This window comes from Halobacillus sp. Marseille-Q1614 (genome assembly GCF_902809865.1).
Taxonomy (GTDB): domain Bacteria; phylum Bacillota; class Bacilli; order Bacillales; family Halobacillaceae; genus Halobacillus_A.
Window position 1 is genome coordinate 677197 of the sequence record NZ_CADDWH010000001.1, and the last position, 21357, is coordinate 698553.

Annotated in this window: 24 protein-coding genes and 1 pseudogene; 20 read left to right on the forward strand and 5 right to left on the reverse strand. The window is 41.5% G+C overall.

Translation table 11 applies throughout. From position 1 onward, the window contains the following. Nucleotides 1-7 precede the first annotated feature (7 nt). Both HUS26_RS20195 and HUS26_RS03320 read right to left on the reverse strand, forming a co-directional pair. Complete coding sequence (locus HUS26_RS20195) at nt 8-169, reverse strand: EAL domain-containing protein (protein WP_173915804.1); 162 nt, start codon at nt 167-169, stop codon at nt 8-10. Further along, the gene (locus tag HUS26_RS03320; protein ID WP_173915805.1) at nt 166-405 is read right to left on the reverse strand and encodes a hypothetical protein; all 240 of its coding nucleotides are present in this window, start codon (nt 403-405) and stop codon (nt 166-168) included. Before HUS26_RS03320 ends, HUS26_RS20195 begins: the two co-directional genes overlap by 4 nt. 86 nt (nt 406-491) lie before the next feature. Here HUS26_RS03320 and HUS26_RS03325 point away from each other — a divergent pair, with 86 nt between their 5' ends. Both HUS26_RS03325 and HUS26_RS03330 read left to right on the forward strand, forming a co-directional pair. After that, a complete protein-coding gene (locus HUS26_RS03325) occupies nt 492-1388 on the forward strand; it encodes a diacylglycerol kinase family protein (protein WP_256371074.1) in 897 nt (298 codons plus the stop codon). Nucleotides 1389-1535: 147 nt separating this feature from the next. Continuing rightward, nucleotides 1536-2348: a phosphotransferase gene (locus HUS26_RS03330; protein WP_371809532.1), complete on the forward strand. Its 813-nt coding sequence runs from the start codon at nt 1536-1538 to the stop codon at nt 2346-2348. A 246-nt stretch (nt 2349-2594) separates the two neighbouring features. On the opposite strand, the gene HUS26_RS03335 is transcribed toward HUS26_RS03330, so the two are convergent. Further along, the gene (locus HUS26_RS03335; protein ID WP_173915806.1) at nt 2595-2753 is read right to left on the reverse strand and encodes a hypothetical protein; all 159 of its coding nucleotides are present in this window, start codon (nt 2751-2753) and stop codon (nt 2595-2597) included. Between the two features lie 268 nt (nt 2754-3021). On the opposite strand from HUS26_RS03335, the gene trmB reads away from it, so the two are divergent. Together trmB and HUS26_RS03345 are read left to right on the forward strand one after the other, a co-directional pair. Next, the gene (gene trmB / locus HUS26_RS03340; RefSeq protein ID WP_173915807.1) at nt 3022-3663 is read left to right on the forward strand and encodes a tRNA (guanosine(46)-N7)-methyltransferase TrmB; all 642 of its coding nucleotides are present in this window, start codon (nt 3022-3024) and stop codon (nt 3661-3663) included. A gap of 62 nt (nt 3664-3725) precedes the next feature. Next, complete coding sequence (locus HUS26_RS03345; protein WP_173915808.1) at nt 3726-4586, forward strand: MBL fold metallo-hydrolase; 861 nt, start codon at nt 3726-3728, stop codon at nt 4584-4586. 46 nt (nt 4587-4632) lie between these two features. Here the strand turns inward: HUS26_RS03345 and HUS26_RS03350 are convergent, their stop codons facing one another. After that, nucleotides 4633-4953, reverse strand: coding sequence for a PepSY domain-containing protein (locus HUS26_RS03350; RefSeq protein WP_173915809.1), 321 nt, complete (start codon nt 4951-4953; stop codon nt 4633-4635). 151 nt (nt 4954-5104) lie between these two features. On the opposite strand from HUS26_RS03350, the gene HUS26_RS03355 reads away from it, so the two are divergent. Together HUS26_RS03355 and HUS26_RS03360 are read left to right on the forward strand one after the other, a co-directional pair. Beyond that, nucleotides 5105-6172 carry a M42 family metallopeptidase gene (locus HUS26_RS03355; protein ID WP_173915810.1) on the forward strand — a complete coding sequence of 356 codons (1068 nt, stop codon included), beginning with the start codon at nt 5105-5107 and terminating at the stop codon, nt 6170-6172. A gap of 78 nt (nt 6173-6250) precedes the next feature. Then, nucleotides 6251-6769, forward strand: a complete 519-nt coding sequence (locus tag HUS26_RS03360; RefSeq protein WP_173915811.1) for a DUF84 family protein — start codon at nt 6251-6253, stop codon at nt 6767-6769. Between the two features lie 21 nt (nt 6770-6790). On the opposite strand, the gene HUS26_RS03365 is transcribed toward HUS26_RS03360, so the two are convergent. Further along, nucleotides 6791-7231, reverse strand: coding sequence for a YtoQ family protein (locus HUS26_RS03365; RefSeq protein WP_173915812.1), 441 nt, complete (start codon nt 7229-7231; stop codon nt 6791-6793). A gap of 206 nt (nt 7232-7437) precedes the next feature. Here HUS26_RS03365 and HUS26_RS03370 point away from each other — a divergent pair, with 206 nt between their 5' ends. The 14 genes and pseudogenes from HUS26_RS03370 (at nt 7438) to HUS26_RS03435 (ending at nt 21143) form a co-directional block, all read left to right on the forward strand. Continuing rightward, nucleotides 7438-8454: a PTS transporter subunit IIC gene (locus HUS26_RS03370; RefSeq protein ID WP_173918729.1), complete on the forward strand. Its 1017-nt coding sequence runs from the start codon at nt 7438-7440 to the stop codon at nt 8452-8454. A 36-nt stretch (nt 8455-8490) separates the two neighbouring features. Continuing rightward, complete coding sequence (locus HUS26_RS03375; protein ID WP_173915813.1) at nt 8491-8808, forward strand: thioredoxin family protein; 318 nt, start codon at nt 8491-8493, stop codon at nt 8806-8808. 290 nt (nt 8809-9098) lie between these two features. Then, nucleotides 9099-9917, forward strand: coding sequence for a DUF1444 domain-containing protein (locus tag HUS26_RS03380; RefSeq protein ID WP_173915814.1), 819 nt, complete (start codon nt 9099-9101; stop codon nt 9915-9917). A gap of 2 nt (nt 9918-9919) precedes the next feature. Further along, the gene (gene ytpR / locus HUS26_RS03385) at nt 9920-10525 is read left to right on the forward strand and encodes a YtpR family tRNA-binding protein (protein ID WP_173915815.1); all 606 of its coding nucleotides are present in this window, start codon (nt 9920-9922) and stop codon (nt 10523-10525) included. Between the two features lie 150 nt (nt 10526-10675). Continuing rightward, on the forward strand, nt 10676-13306 hold the full coding sequence (locus HUS26_RS03390; RefSeq protein ID WP_173915816.1) for a DNA translocase FtsK: 2631 nt from the start codon (nt 10676-10678) through the stop codon (nt 13304-13306). 98 nt (nt 13307-13404) lie between these two features. After that, nucleotides 13405-14517, forward strand: a complete 1113-nt coding sequence (locus HUS26_RS03395) for a nicotinate phosphoribosyltransferase (protein ID WP_173915817.1) — start codon at nt 13405-13407, stop codon at nt 14515-14517. Nucleotides 14518-14727: 210 nt separating this feature from the next. Next, on the forward strand, nt 14728-16035 hold the full coding sequence (gene murC / locus HUS26_RS03400; RefSeq protein ID WP_173915818.1) for a UDP-N-acetylmuramate--L-alanine ligase: 1308 nt from the start codon (nt 14728-14730) through the stop codon (nt 16033-16035). A gap of 161 nt (nt 16036-16196) precedes the next feature. Next, on the forward strand, nt 16197-16631 hold the full coding sequence (locus HUS26_RS03405) for a DUF948 domain-containing protein (protein ID WP_173918730.1): 435 nt from the start codon (nt 16197-16199) through the stop codon (nt 16629-16631). Beyond that, entirely contained in the window at nt 16631-17056 is a 426-nt protein-coding gene (locus HUS26_RS03410) for a YtxH domain-containing protein (protein ID WP_173915819.1), read from the forward strand. Before HUS26_RS03405 ends, HUS26_RS03410 begins: the two co-directional genes overlap by 1 nt. A 168-nt stretch (nt 17057-17224) precedes the next feature. Then, nucleotides 17225-17551: a bacillithiol system redox-active protein YtxJ gene (gene ytxJ / locus HUS26_RS03415; RefSeq protein ID WP_371809533.1), complete on the forward strand. Its 327-nt coding sequence runs from the start codon at nt 17225-17227 to the stop codon at nt 17549-17551. 167 nt (nt 17552-17718) lie between these two features. Beyond that, nucleotides 17719-18777, forward strand: coding sequence for a bifunctional 3-deoxy-7-phosphoheptulonate synthase/chorismate mutase (locus tag HUS26_RS03420; RefSeq protein WP_173915820.1), 1059 nt, complete (start codon nt 17719-17721; stop codon nt 18775-18777). A 185-nt stretch (nt 18778-18962) separates the two neighbouring features. Continuing rightward, a complete protein-coding gene (ccpA, locus tag HUS26_RS03425) occupies nt 18963-19964 on the forward strand; it encodes a catabolite control protein A (RefSeq protein ID WP_173915821.1) in 1002 nt (333 codons plus the stop codon). 47 nt (nt 19965-20011) lie between these two features. Then, a pseudogene (motP, locus tag HUS26_RS03430) lies at nt 20012-20840 on the forward strand (flagellar motor protein MotP). A 24-nt stretch (nt 20841-20864) separates the two neighbouring features. After that, entirely contained in the window at nt 20865-21143 is a 279-nt protein-coding gene (locus tag HUS26_RS03435) for an OmpA family protein (RefSeq protein ID WP_173918732.1), read from the forward strand. Nucleotides 21144-21357 lie beyond the last annotated feature (214 nt).

Here is a 21357-nt window from a genome sequence, read left to right on the forward strand (position 1 = left end):
CTTGAGGTTATGGAAGAATAAGCTCATCTTTTGGTTTTTTTTGTGGTTTTCCGAAATAATAGCCCTGCCCTAATGAAATCCCTGTGCTTTGGAGCCATTTCCATTCTTCCAACGTTTCTATTCCTTCTGCCAGTAAGGAAATATGAAATCTTTCCGCACGTTCAATCACTTGATAAATGAATTGCTATCCCTATGACAGTCCTGAATGTAGTGGCGGTCAATTTTTACAAAATCCGGGCAAAGCGTAGAAAGTGTTTCAAGTGTACTGTATCCTGAGTCGATGAGGATTTCCTCTCTTTCACAGGGAGCATTTAATGCTGAGGACGCAGATTTAGACTTGATACGGATGCTGCCTTCTTCCGCAATCGGTACAGCTGTACCCCACACCTCACAAATGCCATTCATTGAAAAGCCAACTCTTTTTAACTATAGTATAATAGCATTGTCACATTCTATTACTCTGATGGGAGAAATGACCTATTAACATTATTATAACCAATCCCCATGCCGGAAATGGAAAAGCTTTAAAGCTGTTAAAGTTAATTCAAAAGGAACCCCTTTTCACACAGGGAAAATGCAGGTCTTATCAAACAGAGAGTGCTGGTCATGGAGAAAAGCTGATTCGTTTGCTTATGAAGCTGCACCATACAACAATAGATCATGTAATAGTAATTGGAGGGGATGGGACACTCCATGAAGTAATGAACGGGCTTACTGACTTTCCTTCGACTCCTGTAGGTTTTATTCCTGCTGGAACGGGAAATGACTTTGCACGGGGTACAGATATGAAAACTAAAGGTGTGGAAAGATTTAAAGAAATACTCCGTCAACCCCAGTTTACTCAAGTGAAAATTGGGGAGTATCACCAGGCGGCACACTCTAAAAAGAGAGTTTTCGTTAACAGCATCGGGTTTGGTCTTGATGGTGAAGTAGTGAGAAAGGCGGCTCAACAGAGCAGGCTTATTAAATGGTCATTTCCTTATGTATGGGCATTGCTGCAGTCCCTTCGAACGTATGATTTCTTTGAAGCTGAAGTAATCATTGATCAAAAGAAGCTGAAATGCAGGCAGTTTACGATGGTGACGACTGCAAATCACCCTTATTACGGGAAAGGAATGAAGATCGCCCCTCAATCTTCTATCCATAGTCCGGAATTTTCTATTATTATAGTAGAAGCTATGCCTAAGTGGAAAATACTGCTGCTATTTGCTACTGTTTTTTTCGGTAAACATACGGGGTTAAAAGAAGTCCACGAATTCAGAGGGAGAGAAGTTCGCGTTTTTCCTAAGGAAATCATCTCAGGACAGGTGGATGGACAGCCTATTAAAATAGAAGATTGTACGATTAGAAAGTCAAAACAGGTCAGCTCCTTTATCTTGAAAGTATAGTTTTTTCTTGAAAACATCAGCACTTTTAGGTTAACCTTAATTAGAGTGTCTATTAGAACTATGAAATAATGACTACAGATCTATTTAAAAGTGCGATATACTAGAATACACGATAAACGTGATACCATCACAGGAAGATTTGAGGAATTGAAGGTGAATTGGTTGGAGGACATTTTAGGACAAGATTGGACAATTATTCCTGCTGGAGGATCAACAGGAGAAGCATATTATGCTCAAAACGAGGGTAAACGTTTATTCTTAAAAAGAAATTCTTCCCCCTTCCTTGCCGTACTTTCTGCTGAAGGTATCGTACCTAAGCTAGTCTGGACAAAAAGGCTGGAAAACGGGGATGTTATAACTGCCCAGGAATGGCTGGAAGGCCGGGAGTTAAACACGGAAGAGATGAAACACCCGCGTGTTGCTGCCCTGCTTAGTAAAATTCATCATTCCACAGAATTGCTGGATATGCTGATGAGAATAGGCAAGCATCCTTTAAAACCGGAAGATGTCCTAATCGACCTTAAAGAAAACCAAAAGATTTTGGATCAGGTGGGCCCTCGAATAGAAGTCCATCATGCCCTTAAATATATTGAGAATAGAGTGCAGTACGTACAGAACGATATCCATGTCGTCTGTCACTGTGATACGAATCATAACAACTGGCTGCTATCTTCTAACAATCAGCTGTATTTAATTGATTGGGACAATGCTATGGTAGCCGATCCGGCTCTAGATTTAGGGATGCTGCTCTATACTTACATCCCTGAGGAAAACTGGGGAAAATGGATGCAGCAATATGGAATTACGGCTACAGATCATTTAATGGAGCGAATGAAATGGTATGCCGTTTCTCAATCACTGTCATTTATTCAGTGGCATATGATGCGCGGTGAGGATAAAGAGGCCTCAATTCGTATAAAGAAACTAAATGATATGATGGTTCGCCATCACTTGAAATAATAAAAGAAAAAATCCCTCGTAAAGAGGGATTTTTTCTTTTGCAGCCAGTGGGAAACTTCTTTACAAAAGTATGCCAGCAAACGACATCCTATTGTGGGAAAAGGGAGTTTAATTTGCGAAGAATAAAAGTAGGGGGATGGGAATCACTCGTTTCCCCAGCCTCTTTCTTCATTTTTCATCTATAAAAAAACTCTGCATCATCCGGCTAGGGAACCAGATGATGCAGAGTTTATTTCTATTTAAACCTTAAGAAAAGGTAGCATATTTAACTTTTTTCTCACGAACTTCCGTACTTAGTTTTTCATTTAGCTTTTCAAAAGGGTAAACAAATACGGCATAACCAGCGAAAAGAACAGAAAACACGGACAAAACGAGCATTTCAGCAGATTTAGTCAAAAGTTTCATAAAGGTAAGCTACACTCCCAATAAAGTATTTTATAATTACGTAGTTACAAGCTTATATCAGGAAGCGCTTACAACCCAACAGTTAGTTTTTAGTAAATTCCCTTCTCAATGAGCATTCCTTTCAGTAATCCTTACATAACTATTGAATGATAAGCGATAGTACGAATTAGACCTTCATACACCGTAATCCTCCATTTATTATAAAAACTTTTAACAAACGGCGTTTTCATGATAAGATTTTGAAAGACAAGAAGGAGGAAATCGAAGTATGCGTTTAAGAAACAAACCTTGGGCAGATGATTTTATGAAAGAAAATAACCACATTGTCGTGGGAAATGCATTTGATTATAAAGGGAAGTGGCAGGAAACCTTCGATCAAGAGCAGCCGCTCCACTTAGAAATTGGTTCTGGTAAAGGACAATTTATCGCCGGGATAGGAAAGCAGCATCCAGAATATAACTTTATCGGAGTAGAAAGAGTTAAGAGCGTGATTGTTGGCGCCCTGAAGAAAGTGTTGGCATCTGAAGCGGAGAATGTACGGTTAGTGAATGAAGACGCAGATGATTTAAGAGAAATGTTTGGTGAAAACGAAGTAGATCACATTTACTTGAATTTTTCAGATCCTTGGCCAAAGACTCGTCATGAGAAGCGCCGACTGACTTATCGCACGTTCTTGGAGCAGTATGAAGCAATACTTAAAGATAAAGGCGAGCTTACTTTTAAAACCGATAATCGCGGCTTGTTTGAGTATTCATTGGCAAGCTTCTCCCAGTATGGAATGATTATTGAGGAAGTTTCGCTCGATTTACATCAGCTGGAGGATGATTTAAATGTCATGACGGAGTATGAAGAAAAATTCTCAGCCAAAGGTCAGCCGATCTATCGCTGCCGCACAAGATTTAATAAATGATATCGCTTTCATTTCACCCCTGGTATGATAAAATGACATCATAATACCGGGGGTGAATTTTTATGGAATCGATAGTCATAGGTGAAGCGAAACTCACCTGGTTAAATGGGGGAGTTACTCATTTAGATGGAGGAGCGATGTTTGGGGTCGTGCCGCGTGCATTGTGGAGCCGAAAGTACCCAGTAAATGAAAAGAACCAGATCGAGCTGCGGACAGACCCCATTCTTCTGCAGGTGGACGCCAAAAATATTTTGATTGATTCAGGAATTGGAAATGACAAATTAACCGATAAGCAGAAAAGAAACTTTGGAGTAAAAGAAGAATCCCATCTTGATGAGGACTTGGCGGAGCTGAATTTATCAAGAGAGGATATTGATATGATTTGCATGACCCATTTGCATTTTGATCATGCTTGTGGGCTGACACGTTATGAAGGAGACCAGTTAGTATCAGCTTTCCCTAACGCAGAGATCTATACGAGCCAGGTGGAATGGGATGAAGTGCGGCAGCCAAATATGCGTTCACAAAACACGTACTGGGAATCGAACTGGAAGCCAGTACAAGAGCAAGTTCGGCCGTTTGATAAAAAGGCAGATGTCGTACCAGGACTGCAGATGATTCATACAAGCGGACACAGTGACGGCCATTCAATTATTATTTTTGAACAGGGAAGGGAAATGTTTATTCATATGGCAGATTTGATGCCGACCCATGCGCATCAAAATCCATTATGGGCCCTCGCATACGATGATTATCCAGTAACTTCTGTACATGAAAAAGACAGATGGATGAAGTTTGGCTATGAGAGGGAAGCGTGGTACACCTTCTATCATGATGCAATTTACCGTGCCTTGAAATTTGATGAAAATGGACAGGTGATTGATCAAGCCAATAAACCTAAATCTACATATTCAGAGACATAAAAATAAGCCCCCGTCCTTTAGGAGCGGGGGCTCTTCCAAGCGTTTCTTAGGAAGCGCTTTGCTCAGCTACATCAATAATCGTTCCAGTTTCGGAATCGATAAAGAATTCGTACTGAGACGTTTCACCATCTTGATTCTTGGAAATTCCACCACGGTACACATCGTAGTTGATTCCATTTTTGTTAAACTCTTCGGGTTTCATGTAAATCCAGGAACCGCTGATAGGTCCTTGCTTTTTAAATGCTTCTTTGGCAATTTTAAGAGCTTTCTCTGGAGTGACGCCTTGTTTGTTTGCTACCTGTTCTTTTACAACATACCCTGCCAGGGCTCCAACACCTGCAGCTATGGCAACTTTTTTCCAATTCATAGTTCACTCACCTCTAATTCAGTATACTATCTCTCAGTATACTAGAATTTCCCGCTAAAAGGAAATTAAAACATCGAACAGGATTTGTAGAAACGAACTCGTTTTTCCGATAAACTATAACCAGATAATAGAAAAGGAGATGTACATAAACATGAATCAAGTCACACAGGATTTGTTTAAAAACCTAACAGAACTTCCTGGCGCTCCAGGTAATGAACATCTTGTACGCAGCTTTATGAAAAACGAACTTGAAAAATATTCTGATGAAACAATCCAGGATGGCCTCGGGGGCGTCTTTGGTGTCCGGAAAGGCAAAGGCCCTCGCGTAATGGTAGCGGGTCATATGGATGAAGTCGGCTTTATGGTAACACAAATCACTGAAAATGGAATGCTACGTTTTCAAACGTTAGGCGGCTGGTGGAGCCAGGTTCTTCTAGCCCAGCGGGTCCAAGTGATGACGGATAATGGACCTGTAATTGGTGTGATTGGTTCGATTCCCCCGCATAACCTGACACCAGAGCAGCGGAGAAAACCAATGGAGATTAAAAATATGCTTATAGATATCGGGGCAGATGATAAAGAAGACGTGAAAGCTCTTGGAGTTAAGCCAGGCCAGCAGGTGGTTCCGCTTTGTCCGTTTACTCCTATGGCTAACGAAAAGAAAATTTTAGCTAAGGCTTGGGATAATCGATATGGATGCGGTTTGGCGATTGAACTGTTAAAAGAACTAAAGGATGAAAAGCTCTCGAACCACCTGTTTTCCGGTGCAACGGTTCAGGAAGAAGTGGGGCTGCGAGGTGCTCAGGCAGCGTCACAGATGATTGACCCTGATGTGTTCTATGCACTTGATGCCTCTCCTGCGAACGATATGAGCGGGGATGATAAGGAGTTTGGTCAATTAGGAAAAGGAGCACTGCTTCGCATCCTCGATAAGTCCATGGTAACTCATAGAGGTATGAGAGATTTCATCTTAGATACTGCAGAAACACATGATATTCCGTATCAGTATTTTATTTCCCAAGGAGGTACAGATGCCGGCAGGGTGCATACGACAAACAAGGGCGTTCCTTCAGCTGTTGTAGGAATTTGTTCAAGGTATATCCATACATCCTCCTCAATCATTCACGTAGATGATTATGCGGCAGCTAAAGAATTAATTGTACGTCTTGTTAAAGCAACCGACCAAAGCACGGTCGACTCCATCAAATCAAGGGTGTAAACAAAAGGCCGCTGTCAGGTGCAGCGGCTTTGTGTTACCATAATCCTAAACACAGGGGAAAACGGGAGGCTTGACGTAGTGAGAATACATGTAGGTTCATTCAATCCAACAAAAGTAGCAGCGGTAAAAAAAGAATTTCCGTTTGACGACATTGTAGAAGTAGAAGTGGAATCGAAAGTTGCAGCCCAGCCTTTTTCAGATGAAGAAACATTAGAAGGTGCGATAAACAGGGCTCGCGAATGTGCCATGATGAAAAAAAGTGAACTGGGAATTGGTCTTGAAGGCGGAGTTATGGAAATAGAGGGAGATCTCTATCTTTGTAACTGGGGGGCGCTGGTAGACAAAAAAGAAAATATTTATAAAGCCAGTGGCGCCCGGATTCCGCTCCCTGAAGAAATTCAGGAAGGTCTTGAAACCGGCCGGGAACTGGGTGAGGTTATGGATGCCTATACGAGAAAAGCAAATGTCAGTCATAAAGAAGGTGCGGTCGGCATCTTTACCAATCACCAAGTTCAGCGGGAAGAGATGTTTTCTCATGTGGTTAAACTGTTAAAAGGGCAGTGGGAACACGCTCACTTAGAAAGAAAGAACACCTGATGAATATCAGGTGTTCTTTTCTTATTCATATACATAGGCAAGGACTTCAAGCGCCTGGTCGATCGTTTCTACCGTTACATTTGCCTGGTTGGATAATTCTTTAAGCGGATGTATCAGCGATTCTGGACGGATTAAAATTAGCGGTTTATTAGCCTTTAGTGCAATTCCGGCATCCATAGCCGTATTCCACTGCTTGTAGCTTTCGCCAAAGAGAGCGATTACAGCATCGGCCTTCTGCAGAAGAAGTTCTGTGCGAAAGTTATTAATATCAGAAGCTGCATCATCCATGAATACTTTACCTGGCTGCTCCCCTAATATTTCTTCACCAATTTGGTCAGAGCGCTCATGATTTTCCTGGGGGCCTACAAAGTTTAGGGACAATCCCTTTTTCTTAGCTTTTTCTCTTAATTCACTGCGCCAGTCATCATGAATCTGCCCGGCAAGATAAATAGTAAATTCCATAAGTACATCCTCCTCATCCTTTAGATAAGTTTAGTATGACGAATTAAAGCCAAATCTGTCCAATTATTTACTCTGATAGTATTTTTTTAATAGCCGCTGCGGTGAATAAACATACTATCTAGAGAAATATAACTCTCGGGTGTCTTTACACATGTAAATATATCTTGTACTATAAAGAGCGTTAAAGGAAGGGGGAGATGGCTTTGATAAACAAATTCATGGAAAAGAAAGGGGTACATATCAGTGCCCACACTTATTTAATAACGGCTTTAAGCTATATGGCCCTTGGGTTATTTTCATCGCTGATTATCGGGTTAATTATTAAGACAATCGGAGATCAGCTGGACATAAGTATGCTGCAGGAAATGGGCAGCTTTGCAATGGAAGTGAAAATTTGGGGCGGCGCGATTGGAGTTGCAATCGCGTATGGGTTAAAAGCTCCTCCTCTTGTCATTTTTGCGGCACTGTTCAGTGGTTCCTTTGGAGCGGAGCTTGGAGGGCCGGCGGGCAGTTATGCAGCAGCGTTAATTGCCACGGAAGTTGGAAAATTGATTAGCAAGGAAACGAGACTGGATATTATTATAACGCCGTTTGTAACTATCTTTACTGGTTTTACGGTAGGTTCTTTTATCGGTCCTCCGATCAATCAATTTATGACAGGATTTGGGGAAATTATTAACTGGGCAACATATCAGCAGCCTTTTATTATGGGGATCGTTATCGCCGTACTAATGGGTTTGGCACTGACGGCTCCGATCTCAAGCCTGGCCATAGCTCTTATGCTTTCGATTGACGGAATAGCGGCTGGAGCAGCTACAGTAGGATGTGCCGCTCAGATGGTGGGTTTTGCAACGATCAGCTATCGTGATAACGGAATAGGGGGAGCGGTTGCTCAGGGGATCGGAACCTCTATGCTTCAAGTAGCAAATATTATTAAAAAGCCGATTATTTTGCTTCCTCCTACGGTTGCAGGAGCTATACTAGGACCTGTATCTACGGTCTGGCTGCAACTTGAAAATAATGCGGCCGGAGCAGGCATGGGGACGAGTGGGTTAGTTGGCCAAATTATGACGTTTGAAACCTATGGATTTGCCTGGGATATCGCTTTTATCATGCTTATATTACATTTTATTGCACCTGCAGTAATCAGCTTTCTGCTCGCTTTCTGGTTAAGGAGTAAAGGGTGGATTAAATCTGGAGACATGGTAATTGAATATCAGTAAAGGTATGCTAGAATTATTTTCGGAGGTGCTTATACTTTGAAAAAACTTGAAACAGAAAATCAATTTAAAGATCTGACAGCACAGGAAAAGACGATTTTTCTATTCTCTGCCGACTGGTGTCCTGATTGCAGAATTATTGAACCTATTCTTCCGGAAATTGAACAGAAGTATAAGGATTGGACGTTTGTATATGTAGATCGTGATCCATTTATAGATATTTGCGCAGAATATAATATATTTGGTATTCCTAGCTTTCTAGCTTTTGATAAGGGAAAAGAAGTGGGACGATTTGTCAGTAAAGATGCCAAAACACAGCAGGAAATTGAAGATTTTATTAATCAGTTAAGTGTTTAAGCAGCTGTAATTACATCTTGAAGCTTGTAGAGAACCCCCCGGGTTTTCTACAAGCTTTTTTCTGTTCGCTCAAACGGAATCGCATGTAGCCGGGAAGAGAAACTCCTATACCTCACTGACCTTCCCTGGCTAGGCAGGGTAATGTTCACAGTCCGCTGTTTTTTCAACAGGCTGGAGGTTTATATACATCTTGTTCTTTTTTTTGCGTCCTTTATTTCGTTTCTTAGAGCCAGTTATGCTAAAATAGACAGCGGAATCAACCTCTTACCGTAGAAGGAGGAATATCGCTCATGAAAATCACTAGTATAAAAATGAAAAAAATACTGGAAGAACGTCTGAAGAACGATGAGTGGACAACAAGCTTTAACAGAGATAAAGATACTTTTCGTGTAGAGTGGAAAGAATCAGGAAAAGGGATAACGATTACACTTCCTAATGTAATCGCAAAATATGAAAGCCGCGGAGAACCAGCGATCAATGAACTGGAAGATCATGTGACGGAAGCCCTTCGGATTATGAACAAAACTCACAGTTTGGAAGGCAAAGAAGAGCAGATCTTCCCTGTTATCCGCGCCGGCTCCTTTCCAAAGAAAACATCGGAGGGCAAAAAGCTTATACATTCAGAACATACGGCTGAAACGACCGTCTTTTATGCTTTGGATCTTGGGAAGTCTTATCAATTAATCGATGAAGCTATGGCGGAAAGAGAGGGCTGGTCTGCTGAAAGGATTAAAGAAGTAGCCAGCTTTAACGTAAGGTCACTGCCCGTGGAAATGAAGAAGGATACCGTTTATGATAACGATTTTTACTTCCATTCCACACAGGATGGGTATGATGCCAGCCGCATTTTAAATGAAGCGCTGCTGGAAAAATTAAAAGCCGAGTTCGAGGGGGAATTGGCAATTAGCATTCCTCATCAGGACGTTATCATTTTTGCCGATGTTAAAAATCCCGAAGGCTATGACATTTTAGCCCAGATGGCAATGAAATTTTTTGCAGAAGGAACCGTTCCTGTCACGTCACTATCATTTCTCTATGAGGACAAGACATTGGAACCCATTTTCATCCTCGCCCAAAAGAGACCGAAACAGAACAGAAAGGAAGATTGATGATGGATGTATTTTACAATCCTAAAGGAGTAGGGGATATTTTAATTTTCCCTGTTAAAGAAGGAGATCGACTAAACACAACGTTTGAAAAATATGGAGATATCGCTAAAATTACCGATAAAGAAAGTGGAGATCTTCTTGGCTACAACATTTTTCATGCGTCCAGCCATTTTAAACTTGAGGAGCACGGTAAGATTACTCTTACGGAAGAACTCCTTAATAAAATTAAGGAGCTTTTCAAAAAGAATAATTTAGACGACGAACTTGATTTTGACTTATCTCCTAAGTTTGTGGTTGGATATGTTGAAGAAAAAACACCTCATGAAAACGCAGATAAATTAAGTGTCTGCCAGGTAAACGTAGGTGATGAAACTCTTCAAATCGTCTGCGGGGCACCTAATGTGGATGCTGGCCAGAAAGTCGTAGTGGCTAAAGTAGGAGCTGCTATGCCAAGCGGGATGAAGATTAAATATGCGAAGCTTCGCGGAGTGGCTTCCAGCGGAATGATTTGTTCAGCAAAAGAGCTGGGGCTGGAAAATGCCCCTAAAGAAAAAGGGATTCTTGTTTTAAATGAGTCCTATGATGCAGGACAGCCTTATAATTTTTAAGTCTAAAGAAGTAAAGGGGAAACGAGTACTATGCCCTTTGCTTCTTTTTTTGTCGATCAACCACTTTTTTAAGGAAATGTAAACCAAAATCCCTGGAAAACCTGTTAAACTATACATATCCTTAAGTATTCTAAAGAAAGTGTGAGATAGATGTGGAATAACTTTAAAAACAAACTAAAACAGTTTCTTGAGCCAGAAGATGAACACAATTACGCACCAAAGAAAGATTCATCAGTACGTAAAAGACAAGACAACCAGGAACAGAAAGAGTCTGTGGCTAATACGAGGATGACTTATAAATACCCGAAGCAGGGAAATTTCCGATTCCCGGTTATACCCGATCATAATGAAACAAAGGAAAAGCCTGCACATAGGGAACGCCCCCCTAGAAGGTATAATCGAAGCTATCAATCTCCGGATCACAGTGAATCTTATAAGAGGAAAAAAACAACACCTAAAAAAGAAGAAAAACCTGAAACAGAATCAACGCCTTTTACACCGACAAATGTTCCATCGCCTGTGTACGGATTTCATCCCAGGAATACACCTAAGAGCAATGCAGAAAGACTCTTTGGTCCAAGGGAAGAAACAGGCAAAACTGCAAGCATGGAGCAGGCGAGACTCGATGAAGAACACTGGCAGTCCATCCGCCAGCGTGTGTTAAATACGAAATCCAATATGGGGGAACTCCCACCCCAGGAGGAAGCGCCAAGTCAAACATCAAGCATGGAGCAAGCCAGACTGGATGAAGAGCACTGGCAGGCCATTCGCCAGCGCGTATTAGGAAAAATTGGTTCAAAAAAAGAAAAGCAGTTAGCAAATAAAGAAAATGAAGAAATAGATGAAGATATAGCTAGAGAAGAAATTGAGGACGCTGCTCGTGAAACGGCTGCTTCAGTAACGGAGGAAGATGAGAAGCTGCAAATAGAGGACAAGCAGGAGAGTGTGTCAGAACCTGCTGAGAACGACTGGCCGCTTGATACAGAAGAAGTTCATGAAGAGAATTCTTATGAGCCAGATTCCAGTTCTCCGCTAACTAGCAAAGAAGAAACAGAACACGAGGAAACTGCTGAAGAAGTCCCGCTAGAAACGGATTATGAAGAAGTCCCACGGGAAGTAGTACAAGTGGAAGAGGAAGAACAAGAAGAACAAGAAGAACAGGAAACGGTACCGAAGACTGAAATCAACGAGTCTCCGGCTTTTTCCCGGAAACCGAGAGCAAGAACAACAGAGAGAAAAAGTGTTCCTTTCAATGTCTTAATGACTCCAAGAGACAAAAGAACAAGAGACAGCCAAAAAAAAACTCTAAATAGAGAATTGAGCAGAAGAGAGGAGCAGCCTCCTGTACAAAAGACGGAGCAAAAGAAACAGAATTCAACTCCTCTTCATCTGCTCAACGATAAGGTACGTGCAGCAAGCATTGACGATTCATGGGTGAAAGGCCAAATGGAACTGCTGGAAACGACACTGCGCCAGTTTCACGTAAGGGCAAAAGTTATTCATGCTATGAAAGGGCCTGCTGTGACACGATTTGAAGTACAGCCAGAGCCGGGTGTTAAGGTAAGTAAGATTACGAACTTAGCCGATGATATTAAACTTAGCATGGCAGCCCGGGATATACGGATTGAAGCTCCTATCCCCGGCAAGCAGGCGGTAGGAATAGAAGTTCCTAATCAGAAACCGGAAATGGTAGGACTGCAGGAAATTTTAGAATCAGAAGCCTTTAATCAGGAGGATTCACCTCTGACTGTAGGATTAGGGTTGGATATCGGCGGAGATGCTGTTGTCACTAACTTAAAGAAAATGCCGCACGGTCTTATAGCAGGAGCGACCGGATCAGGTAAGAGTGTTTGCATCAATACAATTCTCATTAGTATGCTTTATAAAGCCCACCACGATGATGTGAAGTTTCTTTTAATCGATCCTAAAATGGTAGAGCTTGCTCCTTATAATGGTCTTCCGCACTTAGTGTCCCCTGTAATCACAGACGTCAAAGCAGCAACCACTGCTTTGAAATGGGCAGTAAAAGAAATGGAAGAACGTTATGAGAAATTTGTGGCAGAAGGCGCACGTGACGTTGAACGTTATAATGAAAAAATGATTCGCCAAGGCCGCACCTCAGAAAAGCTTCCTTATTTAGTTATTGTCATCGATGAGCTTGCAGACCTTATGATGGTATCACCGCAGGATGTAGAGGATTCCATCTGCCGAATTGCCCAGAAGGCAAGAGCTTGCGGAATTCATCTGCTGCTTGCTACGCAAAGACCATCTGTTGATGTCATAACAGGACTGATTAAAGCAAACATTCCGACGCGAATTGCGTTCAGCGTTTCTTCACAGGTAGACTCTCGTACAATCATCGATTCAGGGGGAGCTGAGAAGCTTTTAGGAAAAGGGGACATGCTCTTTATTGAGAATGGTTCCGGCCGGTCGCTTCGGATCCAGGGGGCCTTTGTGTCTGATGATGAGATCGAAAGAATTACAGGATATGTGAAGAAAATCGCGCCGCCTAACTATCTGTTTGAGCAGGATGAACTTATTAAGCAGGTAACTACAGAGGAAGAAACGGACGATCTGTTCGATGAAGCTGTTGAATTTGTGGTAGAACATAATGGAGCCAGTGCTTCTCTTCTGCAAAGACGCTTTAAAGTGGGCTATAATCGCGCCGCCCGCTTAATCGATCAAATGGCCGAGTATGGAATTATCTCTGAGGCTAAAGGGAGCAAGCCTCGGGATATTCTGCTTACAAGACAGCAGGTTGAAGAAATAAAAGCAAGATAAGCAGTTCTTCCCTTAGGACTTGTGAAAAGCTCACTAATTCTATATGATTGACAGAGAAACTGCGATCGACGGACGCTGAATGTTTAAGGAGTTTAATCATGAAAAAAGAAATCGAAAAGAAATTAAACGGGGAAATATCCCGTTTAACAAACAAAACTTTTAAATTTGATGAACGTGTAGCAGAGGGCTGGTTTTCTGCTGTTTATTTTCTTAAAACGAAGGAAATTGTTGAGAATTATTTAGAAGACAACATTGTGACGATGCAATTTTTTCAAAAGGACCATGCTGTCTTATGCGGAACGGACGAAGCCATTGCTTTGATCCATACGTTTGCTGATCATCCGGAAGAACTGGAGATCCATTCATTAAAGGACGGAGATCGGATAGAACCTTATGAGACGGTCCTCACGATAACGGGTCCTTATCAATATTTTGGCTATCTTGAAGGAATCATAGATGGTATCCTCGCCCGCAGAACTTCAGTAGCGACTAATGTCTATAATGTCGTTAAAGCAGCTCGCACCTCTGGTAAACAGAAGCCGATCATTTTCATGGGAGACCGTGATGATCACTTTACACAGCAGGCTGGTGATGGCTATTCCGCTTTTATAGGCGGTTCGACGGCCCAGGCTACTCAGGCCATGAACGAATGGTGGGGGAAAAGAGGGATGGGTACAATGCCTCATGCCTTGATCCAAATGTTTAAAGGTGATGTTGTAGCTGCAACGAAAGCTTACAGTGCTCAGTTCCCTGAAGATGATTTAATGGCACTGGTCGATTACAATAATGACGTCATTACAGATTCCTTAAAAGTAGCCAGAGAATTTGGCGATGAACTTAAAGGGGTAAGGCTAGATACTTCTCGAAATTTAGTCGATAAGTATTTCCTGCGAAATGAACACCTGATGGGGACTTTTGATCCTCGCGGTGTTAACCCTGAGCTAGTTTTCGCCTTAAGAAGAGCCCTTGATGAGGAAGGTTTTCAGCATGTGAAAATTGTAGTGAGCGGCGGGTTCACTGAAGATCGCATTCGTTCATTTGAAGAATTGAAAGTGCCGGTTGATATGTACGGCGTCGGTGGCAGCCTTCTTAAGATCAAAATAGGCTTTACTGGTGATAATGTAATCATCAATGGAGAACATGAAGCTAAAGAAGGACGTCGCTACCATCCGAATCCACGACTTGAGAAAGTGGATTACGTACAGGGATAAATCATTATAAATTATAAAAGGAAGCTTGCTCTTTTTGGAAAGATACAAGGGAGTAAGCTTCATGTCGTTTTACGCTTTTTCTTATCGGGTATACGTGTTAGAATAAATTATTGATTTGTAAAAAATAATATGTATAGGAAGCATTCGCATGCTCAGAAAAGATACATATAATAATTAAAGTGTTCCACTTTACTTTGGAGGTTCTTATGTATGACTACTTACCATTTTGTTGGTATAAAAGGAACAGGAATGAGTGCGCTCGCACAAATATTGCATGACTCAGGTGAGACTGTGCAGGGCTCTGATATAGAGAAACACTTTTTTACAGAAGCCTCGTTAAATGAAAAAAATATTGAAATTCTGCCTTTCTCTGCTGATAACATTCATGAAGGACTAACGGTGATTGCAGGAAATGCTTTTAACGATGAACATAAAGAAATCGTAAAAGCCAAGGAGCTGGGACTTCCTTTTTTCCGCTATCACGAATTCTTAGGGGAATGGCTTGGGAAATATACAAGCATTGCTGTTACTGGTGCCCATGGAAAGACATCAACTACAGGTTTATTAGCACATGTTCTGTCAGAGAATTATCATACATCTTATTTAATTGGAGATGGGACAGGGAAAGGGCACGAAGACAGCAAGTACTTTGCCTTTGAAGCTTGTGAGTACCGCCGCCACTTCCTTGAGTATCACCCGGATTATGCAATCATGACAAACATTGACTTTGACCATCCGGATTATTTTACGAGTATTGATGATGTCTTTCAGGCCTTCCAGCAGATGGCAAAACAAGTGAATAAAGGAATCATCGCCTGTGGGGACGATGAACACCTGCAGCATATCCAAGCAAACGTTCCCGTGCTGTATTACGGCTTGTCAGATACGAATGATTTCCAGGCCCAAAACCTGACAGAAAGTGAGCAGGGCACGACGTTCGACGTTTTTGTGCGCAATACGTTTTATGCTACTTTTACCATTCCTCAGTTTGGGACGCATACGGTTCTAAATGCCTTAAGCGTTATCGCTTTATGTCACTATGAAGGAATGACAACTGAACAGATCAGCAAGCTGTCCACTTTTGGCGGTGTAAAGCGCAGATTTGATGAAAAAGAATGGAAAGATCAAGTCTTAGTAGATGATTATGCACATCACCCTATTGAAATTACAGCAACGATTGATACAGCAAGAAAGAAATATCCTGATCGTGAACTGGTAGCTATCTTCCAGCCCCATACTTTCACGAGAACAAAAGCGTTCCTAAATGAATTTGCGGAAAGCCTTAAGTTAGCGGATGCTGTTTATCTATGCGATATTTTCGGGTCTGCCCGTGAGGACAGCGGCAAGCTTACTATTGAAAATTTACAGGAACTTATTCCTGAGGCTCAATTACTGGAGCTTGAGGAAACAGAACAGCTTGAAAGCCATTCAGAAGGAGTACTTCTGTTTATGGGAGCCGGCGACATTCAGAAATTCCAGCAGGCTTATGAAACACAAGGACAGGAAAAAAGCGTGTAGTTTTTGCACGCTTTTTCTATTTTTTGAGAATTTTAAGAAGGACTTTTACAACGTTTCATAGAATATATAAGCAAAAGGCAATTAGTGTTTATATTTTCTCAACAAGTGGTACATACTAATTGTGGTAAATACATATTGTGGAGGAGTGTAAGGCTTTGGATATGGTTATCATCTTATACATTGCAGCATTGATTGCGGCTTTGGCCTTCGCTGTCCTTGTAATTTTTATTGCAAGAACACTTACAGCGGTACGCCGGACAATGAACAATGTAGCTGACACCTTAGAAGGTGTAGAGAAACAAATGGAAGGGATGACCCTTGAAACAACAGCGTTATTGAATAAAACCAATAAATTAGCTGAAGATGTAGGCGAAAAATCTCAAAAACTTAATACTTTAGTAGACGGGATTAAAGGAATTGGAGATACTGTTCAAGAGTTTAACCAGTCAATCCGCACGTTTTCTAGAGGTCTGCAGGATTCCGCCCACAACCACACAGATTCAGCAGCTCAAGCCATGAAATGGGGACAAGTTGCTTTGAATTTATGGAAAAAAGCCAAGAAAGATGATATTAATCAAACAGGAGGCAGGGTATAATGAGTAACCAAAATCAAAATGTGAAAGATCAAGAAAAATCTGCAGGAAGAGATTTTGTATTCGGATCTCTTATCGGAGGAGCAGTAGGAGCAGTCGTGGCACTGCTATTGGCACCTAAGTCAGGAAAAGAGCTTCGTGGCACAATCAACGAAAGCTCCACGGAATGGAAGGCACGTGCCGGCGAATGGAAAGACCGCGCGGTAGATTCTTCTTCCCAGTTCTCTAAAAATATCACTGAAAAATCTCAGGAGCTTAGTGCGAAGGTAAAGGATTCCACTAAGAATCTTCAAGAAAAAGTGAAAAGCGGAAAAAACAATGAAGATGAAGAAGCTGAAAAAGCGGCACAGGAAGTCGCTGAGGCTATTGAAGAAGCAGCACAAGAGCTTGAGCAGCAGCAGAATTCAACTACATCATCAAACCTTTAATAAGATCAGAGGCTGTTCTTTCAGCCTCTGATTTTTTAGTTATCTTTAAGGTTCTTTAGAGATGGCGGACTGTTCGCTATTAAGCGGCCCCACATGAGGCAGGAGGAAATCCTCCTCAATTCAAAAATGATAGTAAACCGAACCAATCATAAGAAAGGAGCTATTCCTATGCTAAAATTAATTGATACAAACGAAAAGCTGTCTAAAATCCAAGAAGAGAATCCTATTTTCTTTTTATTAAAGCACAGTCTGACATGTCCGATCAGTGAATCAGCCAAGCGTGAATTCGAAGCTTTTTGCGAGGAATCCTCGTATCCTTGCTTTATTTTACACGTTCAGGAGTCAAGGAAACTGAGCCTGTCCATTGCGGATACTTACCAGGTAAAACACGAATCTCCGCAAGTATTATTATTTAAGGATAATTCCGTGGTATGGCATGACAGCCATTGGAAGATTACGCAAACCTCTTTAAAAGAAGAAGCTTCCCAATTATAATTGAAGCTGAAGCAATATTCTTTTAAGTGATTTTTCTTTTTTTTATAATTTTCTCTAAAGAATAATTCTGAAAAGGGTGACAAGAACGAGAATATTAGCTATAATTGTCCCTAATTATCTAAGAAAGAATTATTCAAATTATTAAACTTTATGTAGGAGGATTTGTGATGAGCAACCAACAACTAGACGAGCTGCGTGGTCAGCTTGAAGAGGTCAATTTACAGCTTTTGAATTTAATTAATAAACGCGGTGAACTGGTAAAGGATATTGGCCAGATTAAAGAAAAACAGGGAATGAACCGCTTCGACCCTGTTAGGGAACGAGTAATGTTCGACCAGATTACTGAGAAAAATGATGGCCCGTTCGAAGATTCAACGGTCGTTCATCTTTTTAAAGAAATCTTTAAGGCTGGACTTGAACTGCAAGAAGATGACCATCGAAAAGCCCTTCTAGTTTCACGTAAGAAAAAACCTGAAGATACGATCGTTGATATTAAAGGTGATCGTATAGGTGACGGCAAACCTCATTTCGTTATGGGGCCTTGTGCTGTAGAAAGCTACGAGCAAGTGTCAACTGTAGCCGAAGCAGTGAAAAAGCAAGGAATTAAGTTATTACGTGGGGGAGCCTTTAAACCTCGTACATCTCCGTATGATTTCCAGGGCCTAGGCCTTGAAGGGTTAAAAATTCTTAAGGAAGCAGCGGATGAGCACGATCTAGCTGTTGTGAGTGAAATTGTAAACCCAGCTGATATTGAAAAAGCAGTAGAGTACCTTGATGTGATTCAAATCGGTGCGCGTAACATGCAGAACTTTGAGTTGCTGAAAGCTGCAGGTTCAGTGAATAAGCCGGTGCTGTTAAAACGCGGATTATCAGCAACCATTTCAGAATTTATCAATGCGGCAGAGTACATTATCTCTCGCGGTAATGGAAATATCATTCTATGTGAGCGAGGCATCCGCACTTATGAAAAAGCGACGCGTAACACGCTTGATATCTCTGCTGTACCGATCCTCAAACAAGAAACGCACTTACCGGTTCTAGTGGACGTTACACACTCAACCGGCCGCAGAGATCTGCTTCTTCCAACCGCTAAAGCGGCTCTAGCAGTAGGCGCAGATGGTGTAATGGCAGAAGTACACCCGGATCCGGCAGTTGCCCTTTCTGACTCGGCTCAGCAAATGGATATTCCAACCTTTGAAAATTTTATGAAAGAACTTACAAAATAAAGGGAATTACTAAGTCAGGCTGCTTATTTCAGCCTGACTTATTTTTTTGTTGAATGAAAATCCGTTATAATAGGGAAGGTACTTATAAGGAGAAGAAAAAGTCGAACATTGCGGAACGTGTACAACTATCGTATGATTATTTTATCAATAAGTCGTTGACCCTGTTCGGCGAAGGAGGAAGCAGTATGAATGTAACAATATATGATGTAGCAAGAGAAGCAAACGTATCAATGGCCACGGTTTCCCGTGTAGTTAATGGAAATCCTAATGTGAAACCGGCCACACGTAAGAAGGTACATGAAGCCATTGAGCGCCTCGGATATCGTCCGAATGCTGTAGCGCGTGGTCTTGCAAGTAAGAAAACAACCACGGTCGGTGTAATCATTCCGGATATTTCAAGTATCTTTTTTGCAGAGCTTGCAAGAGGAATTGAAGATATTGCGACAATGTATAACTATAACATTATCTTAAGTAACTCTGACCAGAATAAAGATAAGGAACTACACTTGATCAATGCCATGCTTGGCAAGCAAGTGGACGGGCTTGTCTTTATGGGTGGAAAAATTACCGATGACCACATTCGTGAGTTTAAAAACTCCCCGGTACCTGTGGCTCTTGCGGCAACTATTGATGAAACAGGAGAAACACCTTCTGTAAACATCAATTATGAAGAGGCTGCATTTGAAGCTACAGAACTGCTTTTATCCCATAACAATAAGAAAGTTGCTTTCGTTTCAGGGCCTGAAAATACAGAGATTAACTCTCAGAAAATTGATGGCTACAAACGCGCACTTAAAGAAAGTAACGTAGACGTTAATGAAGATTTAATTACAACAGGGGATTATTCTTATGACTCAGGCCTGGAAGCTTTTGAACAGCTTTGGGACGCTTCAGAGAAACCAGATGCGATTTTCGTATCCTCTGATGAAATGGCCCTTGGAGTAATTCATGGAGCGCAGGATAAAGGCTTGTCTGTACCAGAGGATGTTGAAGTCTTTGGATTTGATAACACAAGACTTGCAACAATGGTGCGCCCGACTCTGTCAACTGTTGTTCAACCGATGTATGATATCGGGGCGGTAGCGATGAGACTGCTTACTAAATTTATGAATAAGGAAGAAGTTGAGGAACAAAACGTAACTTTACCTCATCGAATTATTGAAAGAAACTCAACACAAGGAAAATAATGCCGATATAAATACAAGCATAGTATTTTTATCGGGGAGAGAGATGAATGAGTAAACGAGATTTATTAACCCCTCTAGGTATTACCCTTGGTTTTTTAATGGTGATGTTCGGAATTATGACGAATGCAGGGATTGGCAGTGTAGTTTCTTTTATACACGCCTCCTCGATCTTCATCGTACTAGGGGGGCTGTTTGCTGCTTTACTGGTCAATTTTAATTTAAGTGAAATGAAACTGACCCTTAAAGTTGTGAAAGAAGCATTCAAGAAAAATGATATGAATCTAAGGGAGCTCATTCAATTATTTGTCCGGCTGTCCGAGAGAGCGAGAAGAGAAGGTTTCCTGGCTCTTGAAGCAGAATTGGAAGATGTGGACGATCCTTTTATAAAAAAGGGAGTAACTTCTGGCTGTTGATGGCCTTGATCCTGAGGTTATTAATGATATTATGAACGCTGAGATCACAGCGATAGAAGAACGCCATTACAGAGGACGCACCATCCTTGAAAAGGCAGGAGAGTACGCTCCTGCCTGGGGAATGATAGGTACTCTTATTGGTTTAGTCCTTATGCTGGAGTCACTGACTGACCCTGAAACACTGGGGCCAAAATTGGCTGTAGCTATATTGACAACTTTGTATGGCACATTGCTTGCTAACTTGGTTTTTCTGCCAATGACGGGCAAACTGGCGAATAAAACAGATAAAGAAATTTTCTTAAAGCAGATAATTATCGAAGGAGTTATCGGTGTACAGTCAGGCCAGAACCCTAAAATTCTAGAAGAAAAGCTGAGTGCCTTTCTTTCGGATGAGGACAAGAAAATAAGGGAAGAAGCAAAAGATGAAGAGAATAAGGATGTAGTCAATGAAGCGCAGGGATAATTCTTTTTACTTAAGGTTGGGACTCTGCTTGAACATGTGCCGAATCATGTAAAAGTAGAAGGTCATACAGATAATCGTCCTATTGCTACTTACCAATACCCTTCGAACTGGGAGTTGTCGGGAGCGAGGGCAGGCAGTGTCATACGTTTTTTAACTTCTAAAAATGATAATATAGATCCCATCAGATTATCGGCGGCCGGTTTTGCGGCTACCCGGCCGATTGCTCCTAACGATTCAGAAGAAAACTGGGAAAAGAACCGTCGAGTAGAAATCGTTATTTTAACACCTGACTTTACACCTTAATATTTTCATTATGGCTGTCGAGAATGTCTCGACAGCTTATTTTTTACCTGGTTGTGTGTTCAAAATAGAAAAGTTTGATGTTAGGGCACACCTTTAATATAAATGAAAATATAGAAAAAAGCCCGGCAGGCCTCTCTATAAAGGCTCTATAGCTAGTAACTGGGGGTGAGGCTTCTGAGGGGATAACGGGCACCTCTGGCCCCCGCAGAGAGGT